The sequence below is a fragment of the Termitidicoccus mucosus genome (assembly GCF_038725785.1).
GTDB lineage: Bacteria > Verrucomicrobiota > Verrucomicrobiia > Opitutales > Opitutaceae > Termitidicoccus > Termitidicoccus mucosus.
Genome location: NZ_CP109796.1, coordinates 5,092,930 through 5,104,033, shown reverse-complemented (window position 1 = coordinate 5,104,033; position 11,104 = coordinate 5,092,930). Strand labels below are relative to the sequence as shown.

General features: G+C 62.7%; 5 protein-coding genes. 4 read left to right on the top strand and 1 reads right to left on the bottom strand.

Features of this window, described 5'->3' with window-relative positions:
* Positions 1–107: 107 nt before the first annotated feature.
* Complete coding sequence (locus OH491_RS17820) at positions 108–5,414, bottom strand: autotransporter outer membrane beta-barrel domain-containing protein (protein ID WP_334319281.1); 5,307 nt, start codon at positions 5,412–5,414, stop codon at positions 108–110.
* Between the two features lie 742 nt (positions 5,415–6,156).
* Between OH491_RS17820 and OH491_RS17815 the strand changes: the two genes are divergently transcribed.
* From OH491_RS17815 to OH491_RS17800, 4 genes are all read left to right on the top strand, one after another.
* Positions 6,157–7,149, top strand: coding sequence for a sugar-binding transcriptional regulator (locus OH491_RS17815; protein WP_334319282.1), 993 nt, complete (start codon positions 6,157–6,159; stop codon positions 7,147–7,149).
* Positions 7,146–8,162 carry a glycerophosphodiester phosphodiesterase gene (locus OH491_RS17810; protein WP_068770259.1) on the top strand — a complete coding sequence of 339 codons (1,017 nt, stop codon included), beginning with the start codon at positions 7,146–7,148 and terminating at the stop codon, positions 8,160–8,162. Before OH491_RS17815 ends, OH491_RS17810 begins: the two co-directional genes overlap by 4 nt.
* Before the next feature lie 156 nt (positions 8,163–8,318).
* Positions 8,319–9,719, top strand: a complete 1,401-nt coding sequence (locus OH491_RS17805) for a sn-glycerol-1-phosphate dehydrogenase (RefSeq protein WP_084442165.1) — start codon at positions 8,319–8,321, stop codon at positions 9,717–9,719.
* A gap of 104 nt (positions 9,720–9,823) precedes the next feature.
* On the top strand, positions 9,824–11,104 hold the full coding sequence (locus OH491_RS17800; protein ID WP_068770260.1) for an MFS transporter: 1,281 nt from the start codon (positions 9,824–9,826) through the stop codon (positions 11,102–11,104).

Genomic DNA, 11,104 nt, shown 5'->3' with positions numbered 1-11,104 from the left:
ATGCATCAATGCCTGTTTCGTGATTGTTGCTGGCCGCGTCGCCCGCTCGTTTGGGATGTGGCAACGCGGCCAGTCCGGGTTTCGTTGTTCAAGATGGGTGCCGACTCCTACCACACGAAGGCGGCGGCGACGCTGGCGCTGAAACCTTCCATCCTGTCTCCATAATACCACGCGCCGTTCGCCTGGAGGCGGAAGCCGCGTTTCCATTCCAGCGCGAAGCCACCGTCCACCACGCCGGCGGAACCGCCGAATTTATTGTCGAAAACCACATCCTTTTTCCTGTCCGGATTCTCGGGATCGGTGATCGCCTGCAAAAATGTCACCGTGCCCTTGCCGTTCGCCTCATACATAATGCTCCCGCGCAGGTAGGGAATGAAGGCCAGCGTGCGATCGGCATCGGCAAACTCGCGCCACAGGCGCACGCCCGCGCGGCCCTCGACCGAGTCGGCGCTGTCGATCGTGATGTCGCGGCCCATGCCATCGACAATGTTGTCGATGGTGTGCCGTTGATAAACAATCTGGAGCTGCGGCTCCACGTTCCAGGGCGATTTGTTGGCCAGCACGCCGCCCACCTCGACCGATGCGGCCATGCTGTAACCCTGCGTCGAGAACGATCCGGTGTAGGGCACCCGCACCTCAAATTCATCGCGGGCGTTGCGGAGAATCACGTCAACATAGAGCGACTTCGTGCGATAGGAGCCGTAGATGCCAAGGCCATAGGATTTCGTGGTCGATTTGGAGGCATCCGCGGGCATGTCCAGATCGGACGAGGCGTAATCATAAAACGCGCCGATCATGACCGGCTTTCCCGTGGCTTTGCCGGTGTTCCAGTCGCCGCCGATCTGGATGCCGTTGGTGCGCGCCTCGGCGCCGTCATACAGATCGGATGTCAGCGTATCCTCGCGGCGCAGTCCGCCGCCCCACACTTGGAAGGAGTGATCCTGGCCGCCTGAACGCGAGATCATCAAACGCTGGCTGAGCGAGGCGAGCGCGGTTTTGCCGACCAGATAGGTCGCGGCATCCAGCCCGCCCGCCGCCGCCACTTCGGGCGAGAGTTCACCGACGGCAAGCACTATCTGGTTTCCCTCTTTCGTCACCGTCCAGTCATACGGGCCGGTCACGGCGCGGCCGGCCAGGCCGGCGGTGTAGCCGGAGGCGTCGGTGCCGGTGATTTCCATGACCGTCGCAGTCGCTGCACCCGAGGTCGTCTCGCTCTCGCTGAGGCGCACCAGCACCTGTCCCGTGCCCGACGCCGTGCCAGTCACGGTCAGCTTGTCGGCGGTCTCGATCACACCGACGCGGGAGTTCACGCTGGCATTGAGATAAACCACGCCGTCATTGGTCAGCGTCGCGATGCTGTGGCTGAAGCCGCCGGTGTCGAATGCGCCATTCGCGCTGATCGACAGCGGCGTGCCCGAGGGCAGCACGCCGGCGGCGGCCAGCTTGAGCAGACCTTGGTTGATGAGTGTCGCCCCGGTGTGGGTGAGCGAACCGCTCAGCGTAAGCGCGCCCGTGCCGGTCTTGATCAGCGAGCCGGAGCCGCTGATCGCGCCGGCATAGGCGGCGGCGGCGGCCTGATAAAACTCGGCGGACGCGCCAGCCGAAATTTCCACGGCCGCACCGGGCATCGAGGCGGCGCTGCCGCGCAACACACCCGCCAGGATTTTCGCGCCGCCGAGTCCGCTGGTGGTGGCGCCGGTGATGTCGAGCGTGCCCGCGCCGTCCTTGACGAACACGGCATGGTCGGAGGAGTTGATCGCAGCGGAAATCGCGACCTCGCCGCTGCCGACGATGAAGCCGCCGCCCAGTCCTTGCAGGGTGACGGCATGCGCCCACGCGCTCGCGCCGGTGTATTCGATCATGGCCGCGGTGGTCACGGTGCCGATGACGACAGGCGCCTTTACGAAGGACTGGTCGGCCAGCCTGAGCACGCCTTCCCGGATGGCCGCGCCATCGTTGAGCGGCACGCCGCTGCGAAAATCAAGCGTGCCCGCACCCGTCTTGATGAATTGTTTTCCTCCGGTTAGGTTGCCCGCGAATGCGAACTCCGTCGTGCCGCTGGCGACATTGAGCACCATGTTCGCATTCGCCATGTCGATGGTGCCGTTGCCGAGCACGCCCGACACGGAGAACTCCGTCGCGGAGTCGTCGACCCTGAAGGTGCCGGACGCCTCAACGGTGAGCGTGCCGCCGCCAAGGTTGCCGGAGAGCATGCCGCCGCGAATGATGGTGTCGCCGTAGGTATTGGCGCCGCCGAGTGCAAGCGCGCCGTCGCCGGTCTTGACCAGCGCGCCCGAGCCGCTGATAGCGCCTCCGTAGCTGCCGCTGGTGGTTTGATAAAACTCGATCACGCTGGCCGTCGCCACGGCCTCGATGCCGCCGGCCTTGAATGTCGCGGCATTGCCGCGCAGCGTGCCGTCGAGCACGCGCACAACGCCGTTTGCCGTGTCGGTGATGTTCGCCGCCGTGATGTCGAGCGTGCCGTTGCCGCCTTTCACAAAATCGCCGGCGCCGTTGATGGCAAAACCGCCGGTCAGGGCGAGCGTGCCGCCGTTGACCGCAAATCCCCCGCCGTCGCCGGCCGCAAGCGTGATATCATGCGCCCACGCCGCGGAGCCCGTGTATTCGATCAGCCCGCTCGTGCTGCCCGTGCCGAGAACAACGGGCGCCTGAATAAAATTCTGGTTCGCCAGCCGAAGCGTGCCGTCCTGGATCGCGGCACCTCCCTGCAATGCCACCACGCTTTGCAATTCGACCGTGCCCGCCCCCGTCTTCACGAGCGCGGAGGAGGGATTCGCGCTGATCAAGCTGCCGCTAAAGCTGAATGTGCTGCTCACGCCCGCGCCCACGTCGAGGTTCAGGCTGGCGGCGTTGAGATCAATGGTTCCGCCGCCCTGGACTCCGGCAATCGAAAACGCATCAATCCCGGACGCCACCTTGTAGGTCGCTCCGCTGTCCACCGTCAACGCCCCCGTCCCGATGTTGCCCTGCAGCGTGCCGCTGCGGACCGTGGTGTCGCCCGCATAGGTGTTCGAACCGGTCAACTCCAGCAAGCCGTCCCCAGTCTTTATAAAATTGCCTGCTCCGGAAATATCGCGGGCGTCCTGCCATGCCGCGCCATTGTGATCATAGACAACCGTGCCATTGTCCGAGAGCGTGATGTCCCCCCTGAACACATCCTTGTTTCCAATCAACGCGCCGCCACGCACCTCGGTGGCGTCGATGCCTGCGCCGAACAGTGTGCTCCGGATGTCGAGCGTCCCGTCCCCGCCCTTCACAAACGCCCCCGAGCCGTCCACCGTGATCGCGAGCCCCTGCGTGCCAGATGCGACGCTGAACCCGCCGCCCGCGCCCGCCAGCGTGACATTGGTGCTCCAGTTGCCCGCGCCCGTGTATTCGATGAGCCCCGCCGTCGTCCCGCCGCCCAGCACAAGGCCGGTGGCGACAATATACGATGCATCGGCGAGGCCGAGCGTGCCGTTTTCGACCACGGTGCCGCCGTCGAGCTTGGATGCGAGCGACTGGGTCAAGGTCAATTTGCCCTCGCCAGACTTGACGAGCTTGTTGCCGCCATTGCTGTTGAGCGTGCCGGCGAAATCGTAAGTCTGCGTGTCCGTGGAATCAACCACGTCGAAGACGAGATCGGCCGACTGGATATCCACCACGCCATTGCCGGTGATGTTGGCGAGCGTTACCCGTGTCGCCGACGGATCCACGAGATATGTCGCGCTGGCGGAGCCCAGATGAAGGGCGCTGCTGCCGATGCCACCCTTGATCGTGCCGCTCGTGATCGTGGTCCGCCCGGAGTAAGTGTTGCTGCCAGTCAGCTCCAGCAATCCCGGTCCCGCATGGGTGAGCGACCCCGCGCCGCTGATGACGCCGGCAAGCGAGGCGTCGTCGGCAAAGTCCAGATGCAGCAGGCTGTCCGCCGCCAGCGACACGCCGCCAGCGTTCGGCATCGCGAGAGCTCCGCCAAGGGTGAGCGTGCCGGAATTGACGGCGAGTGCATCCGCCGCCGTGCCGGTCAGCGCGATCGACCCGCCGAGCGTCCACTGCGTGCCGTTCATCGTCAGCGACTCGAAGCCGGTATCGGCGCTCGTCCCGGTGAAATGGCTGTCCTCCACTCCCTCGCCCGCAAGAACGACTTTGTTGCCCGTGGCCTTCGTGCTGATCACGTCGCCATCCAGCACGGAGCCTGTATCAAGCGTGAGCGAACCCTCGGCGGCGTCGGTCGCGGAAAATAAAATCGCGATGTTGTTGTTCACACTCTGGATGGTGCCCCGGTTCACAACAGTGCCTCCAGCGCCGAGATACACCCCTGCGTGATTGACTGCGGCGCTCTCGGCCTGAATCAACGATCCCGCCTCATTCTCGATCACCACCGCCCCCAGCGCATAAACGCCGCTGTTCGCGCCCGCAATGCTGCCACTGTTGATATTCCGCACCGTGCCTGACGCCGAGGCGTTGAAACTTACACCGTGGGTGCCTCCTTTGATACCCGCCGCGTTATTCTCCACCAGCACGCCGGCGGCGCCCTCCACGGTTACGCCGTGGGCCGAGCCCATGATCACCCCACCGCCGAGGTTGCGCAGGATGCTCGATGCACCGGCCAGGCGCACTCCGGAGCCGGCGGCTCCCTCGATATGCGCCGCATCATTCTCCACCACCACCGCGACGGGGCCAGTGTTTATCCCATGCCCCGCGGCTCCGAGAATCGTGCCGCTGAAAATATTCCGTATCGTTCCCGAGCCTCCGGCGAGACGAATGCCGGCGCCGCCGTTCCCTTGGATGAGCGCCGCGTTGTTCTCTATAAACCCTCCATTGTCCGTATTCACTCCATATGCCCCGCCGATGATCGTTCCGCCGCCGCTGTTCCAGAGGGAGCCGGACGCAACCGTCGGGGCGAAACTGACGCCGTCGGATGCAGTGCTTGAGATCAAGCCTCCCGTGTTGCGCACCTCCACCGCGCCATACACCGCGGAGATTCCATACCTGCCCGAGGCATTGCCGATGATCGTGCCCGAGTTCGTCACCGAGCCTCCCAGTGATGACGCCCCGTAGCCGATAATCACGCCATGGGCGGCGCCATAGACATACCCTGCGTTTGTCAGGATGCCGTAGCCGTTGCTAAAGTTCACCCCGGCGCGCGATGCTCCGGTGACTTGGCCGGAAATGATGCTCCCCCCCGCCTCGTTTATGATTGTCGAGGTTCCGCTCGAATACAGGTAGATTCCATTGTAAGGAGATCCGGTCGACGTGCTTGTCACCCACCCGATGACACCGAAATTGCGTATCGTCCAGGAGACGTTGTTTCCGCTCGTGTCATAAACGGCAGCCGAGGGAGACGCCGTGGAGGGATTGTTGACCTGCACGCCCGCGCCCACCACGTAATTGGTGCCGTTTGCCGCGTTCAAAATATATCCGGCGGCCCCGGAAGGAATTTGGGTCTGCCCCTGCACGAGCCCGGCGGGAACGCATCCGGACACCGCAATCATCAAAGGCAGCCAGCGTAAGCCGAAACACAGCGGAAAAGCATGGAAAGTCATGGAATTTTTCATAAAGGGCGGAATCGGGTAAGGGTGGCGGCAAGGGCGGACAAAGGGAGTGATTGCCGGTTCTTGGCGGTAGAAAGCCCACGGATTAATGGAGAAATCAATATAGTCAACATTTTTATATAGAATAAATATTCAAATTAGGATATAACCGTCCTTTTACTTACAACACATTAATATTACCGCGCCTCCTTGCCATTTATATGACACCCTCGTGACAATCACGCGACATTCAAGCCCGGAACCGAAAATCGATCCAGTCCCGAAACCCAGCCCAAAGAACACCTTGCCACAGCCGCCCTCTTTTGGCATCCAAAAGGCACAGGACCCGGCCAAACAACTAAATGCCAAATATGACATAGAGGAAACACCACGCCCCACCCCGCGACCGGCAACACACGCCCCGCAGCAAGTGCATCCTGGACGCCACGCCTTGCTGGCCGCACAGCATATCGTTATATTCATTCACATATGGACATTGATGCGCACGGAAACACCCCGACCCAATCCCGCCCGATCCGTGAAGATTTGCGCACGGCCTGATAAAATCACATATTCATTCCTTGACATCCAATGAACACCAACCCAAATATTAATGATTCCCATGCAGAATAATTATTCAGACGACCAGTTACACCTTGCCGCCCGTCTTTATTACGTGGAAGGCATGGGACAGAACGAGGTGGCGAAATTCGTGAAGGTTTCGCAGGCCAAGGTCTCCCGCCTCCTCGCCCTGGCGCGCGAGCGCGGCATCGTTCGCATCACCGTCGCGGACTACGAGCCCCGCGACCGCGAGCTCGAGGCCCGCCTGCGCGTCCAGCTCGGGTTCTCCGCCGCCATTGTCATCAAGGCCCCCGACGGCCTTTCCTCCGACGACCTGCGCAAGACCATCGGCCTGTTCGCCTCCGCGGCGTTCGAATCGCTCATCCAGCCCAAGGGCGTCATCGCCATTGCCGGGGGGCGCACCATCCACGCCCTTGCCCAGAACATCCCCGAGTCCAGGAACAAGCTTCCCGTCGTCGTTCAGTCCATGGGCAGTGTGGACTCAACCGTGAGCACCTTCGACGCCCAGGAAATCGGTCGCATGCTTTCCCAGCGACTCGGCGGCAGTTTCGTCGCGATGAACACCCCCGCCTATGTGCACGAGAAAAAAATGCGCGACGCCCTGCTTGCCCTCGAACAGGTCCGCGTGGTGAACACCCACCTCAATCAGGCCAATCTCGCCATTGTCGGCGTCGGCACGCTCGACAACTCAGTCTTTATCGAGCGCGGCGTCCTGAAGGGACAGGACATCGCCGACTTGAAGACGGCCGGCGCCATCGGCGAAATCTGCGGACGCTTTTTCGATGCCTCCGGCAAAGAATGCGCCACATCCTGGCGCGACCGCGTGATGAGCGTCGAACTCGGGCAGCTGGCCAAAATCCCGCAGGTCATCGGCGTGGTCTCGGGCTCAGATCGCTCTGCTTCCATCCTGGCCGCCGCCGCGGGTGGCTTCCTCAAGGGCCTTGTCATCGACGAGCCCGGCGCGCGTGCGCTGCTGGAGGCCGCCGCGCAGTCGGATGCCGCCAAATCCAAAACCAAAAAATCAAAAAAATGATCCCCCGCATTGTCTTCGCAGGGCTGCTCCTCGCCGCAGCCCCGTTTGTTTCCTCCGCCCGGAATCCGGCCTGTCCATCCGGCGGGGGTGTCCCGGTCAAGAGCGATTGGAATGTCACCGACCACATCGCGCTCGAAAACTTCGTCGTGCAAAGCCACCGCGGCGCGGGCGACCTCGCCGAGGAAGGCACCTTGGAGTCCTTCAAGCTCGGCTGGTCCCTCGGCACCATCCCCGAGGCCGATGTCCGCGCCACCAAGGACGGCGTCATCGTCTCCTTCCACGACGGCAACTTTTCGCGCCTCATAAAGGACGCCGACGACACGCTCAAGAAAAGCTCCGTCGAAAAAAGCACGTGGGAATTTCTCCAAACCCTCGATGTCGGCGCGTGGAAGGGCGAGCAGTTCAAGGGCCGGCGCGTCCCGAAAATGGCCGATATTTTCGCCTACATGTCCGACAAGCCCGGCCTGCGCCTTTACCTCGACATCAAAAAGGTGGACTTTGCCAAACTCGCGGCCGTGGTGAGGGACGCCGGCGTCGCCGACCGCGTCATCGTCGCCTCCAACAAACCGCCGTTTCTTGTCACGTGGAAGAAACTCGTGCCCGAGTCCGGCACGCTCCTCTGGATGCCCGGCGGCGAACAGGAAATCACAAAAATCCTCGACGACCTCGTCGCCAGCGGCGACATCAAGGCCATCACCTCGCTCCAACTCCACGTCCACCCGAACCGGAACGGAAAAAACTATAATCCCGCCACCGACGGGGGCAAAAACTGGAAGAACATTCCCTGCACGACCGACCCTGACGAGCCGTTCAACCACACGCTCGACTTCATCCGCCGCCTCGGCGTGCGCCTGCGCGCCCTCGGCATCACTTACCAGGCGTTCCCCTGGATGCCCAACGACGACGCCTACGCCGCCCTGATGGACCTCGGCGTGGCCTCCTTTGCAACCGACCACCCCGATGTGACCATGCGCGAGATCAAGGCCTATTACGCCAGGCATGGCAAAAGATAGGACGCCAACGCCCCATATTTTTAAAAAACACTTTTTAATAAATCATTCCCTGTCTGCCACCACATCCGGTGCGGCATGCTTTTGCAGCTCCGGCCCCGGATGAGAGGTGCTCCATGTGCCTCCGCCGCAGATACAATCTATATAAACCAAATATTTATGAATCCGCCCCTTCTTTCACCGCAGGTGTCAGATGCACGCAGTCTGTTTGATATTCCGCGCCTCGCGCCGCAGGAGGCCCTGGCAGCCGCGCGCGAGACCAAGGCCCTCGTGATCGAGCGCGGCGGCATCGGGAGGGTCGCCGGAGTTTTCAAGCAACAATTTCCCGGGCGGCAGGCTGTCATCGTCGCGGACCGGCACACCATGGCTGTCGTCGGGCAGTCCGTCCACGACGCGCTCGCTGACGGCGGGGTTCCGCTCATCGAACCGTTCATATACACAGACCCCGCCCTCTATGCCGAATATAAATATGTGGAGCAGCTCGCCGCGTCGTTGAAGACCCACGAGGCCATTCCCGTCGCCGTCGGGTCCGGCACCATCAACGACCTTGCCAAGCGCGCGTCCCACGAGACAGGCCGTCCGTATTTCTGCATCGGCACCGCCGCCTCGATGGACGGCTACACCGCGTTCGGCGCATCCATCACCTACCAAAACGCCAAGCAAACCCTCGCCTGCCCCGCGCCGCGGGCCGTGCTCGCGGACATCGACATCATCAAAAACGCCCCGCCGGAAATGACCGCGTCCGGCTACGCGGACCTGCTGGCCAAAGTCACCGCCGGCGCCGACTGGATACTGGCCGACGCGCTCGGCGAGGAGCCCATTGATACAAAAGCCTGGACGATCGTGCAGGGCGGCCTCCGCGACGCGCTCGCCCGGCCCGCCGCCGCCCGCGCGGGTGATGCCGCCGCCATCCACGCGCTCACCGAGGGGCTCATGCTTGGCGGCTTCGCCATGCAGTGGTCGCAGTCCAGCCGTCCCGCATCGGGGGCCGAGCATCAGTTCAGCCATCTCTGGGACATGGAGCACCATACGCACAACGGCGCCGCGCCCTCGCACGGCTTCAAGGTCGGCGTGGCCACGCTCGCCGTCACCGCCTTCTACGAACAACTGCTCCGCATGGATGCCGGTGCCCTCAATATCGACGCCATCTGCGCCCGCTGGCCCGATGCGCGGACGGTCGAGGCACGCACGGCCGCCATGTTCGCCTCCACGGAATTCCAGGAGACCGCCATACGCGAGACCATGGCAAAATATATCGATGCCGCCGCCCTCCACGGACAACTCGCCTTGTTGAAAACCGGGTGGCCCGCGCTCTGCGCAAAGCTCCGCCGCCAGCTCATTCCCTATGCCGAGGTCAAGCAACGTCTCCAGGCCGTGGGCGCGCCCGTGGAGCCCGAGCAAATCGGCATCACCCGCCGGCGTCTGCGCGACAGTTTTATAAAAGCTTGGCACATCCGCCGCCGTTTCACCGTCCTCGATCTCGCCACCCGGGCGGGATGGCTCGACGCCGCGCTCGGCGCGCTCTTTGCGCCGGGCGGCGCATGGGAAATCAAGAGTTAATAAATCCAGACTCATGCGCCCAAAACTTCTCCCTGTATTTTTTATTCAGCGCGCAAGACGCACTCCGGTTCCACTTCTTAATTCCTAACTCCTGCATCCCTTTCATGTCTTCCGCCACCGATCGGAAATTTCGCTATTGGCAAAACCGCACGCTGGTCGGCGCGATGATTGGCTACATCGCGTTTTATTTTGTGCGAAACAGCCTAAGCTTCGCCATCCCCGCGATGCAGGCCGACGGCTACACCAAGACCAATCTGGGCATCTTCATCACCCTTAACGGCCTGCTCTACGGCGTGTCGAAGTTCGCCAACGGCATTCTGGGCGACCGCGCCAATGCCCGCGTGTTCATGGTCACCGGTCTCGTCCTGTCCGCCGCCGCAAATATCATTTTCGGCTTTGGCACCTCCCTCATTATGCTGGGCGCGGTATGGATGGCCAACGGCTGGATTCAGGGCATGGGTTTCCCTCCTTGCGCACGGTTGATGACGCACTGGTTTCCGCCGGAACAACTCGCCACCAAAATGTCCATATGGAACACCTCGCACTCCATCGGCATGGGGCTGGCCTCCATCGGCTGCGGTTATATCGTCACCCATTTCGGCTGGCACTGGGGATTTTTCGGACCAGCCCTGCTGGTGCTCCTGCTCGCCGCCACGCTTTGGCTGGTGCTGCGCGACACGCCGGGCTCCGTCGGGCTGCCGGAAATAGCGACCACGGGCTCAACGGGCGCCATTTCGAAACAGTCCTTCGGCGAGTTCATGCGCTTCGCGGGCGAGCATGTGTTTCGCAATCCCTATATCTGGATCATCGCCGTCGCGAATTTCTTTGTCTATACAATGCGCTATTCCGTGCTCAACTGGGGGCCGACCATGCTGACGGAAACGCGCCATGTGCCGTTGGTCGGGGCGGGCTGGATGATCGCCGCCTTTGAGATCTCCGGCGTGGCGGGGATGCTGGTGGCGGGTCGAATGACCGACAAGCTGTTCGGCGGCCGCGGCGCGCGCGTGTGCCTCATCTGCATGGTGCTGGCGACCCTCTCCATGCTGCTGTTCTGGAAGCTATGGGCGACGGCGCCTGTCTGGCTGGCCATGTTGCCGCTCTTTCTGGCCGGCTTCTTTATTTATGGCCCGCAGGCGCTTGTCGGCATCGCGGTGGCCAACCTCGCCACCAAACGCGCCGCCGCCACGGCCGTGGGACTTACCGGCTTGTTCGGCTACGGCAGCGCCCTGCTCACCGGTTGGGGTCTCGGCAAACTCGCCCAAACCCACGGCTGGGGCGTCGCACTCGGCGCCATCGCCGCCACCGGTCTGGCCGGCAGCCTCCTCTTTGCCTTCGCCTGGCGCGCCAAAGCCCACGGCTACGGGGACGCTTCGCGTCCGGTTTAA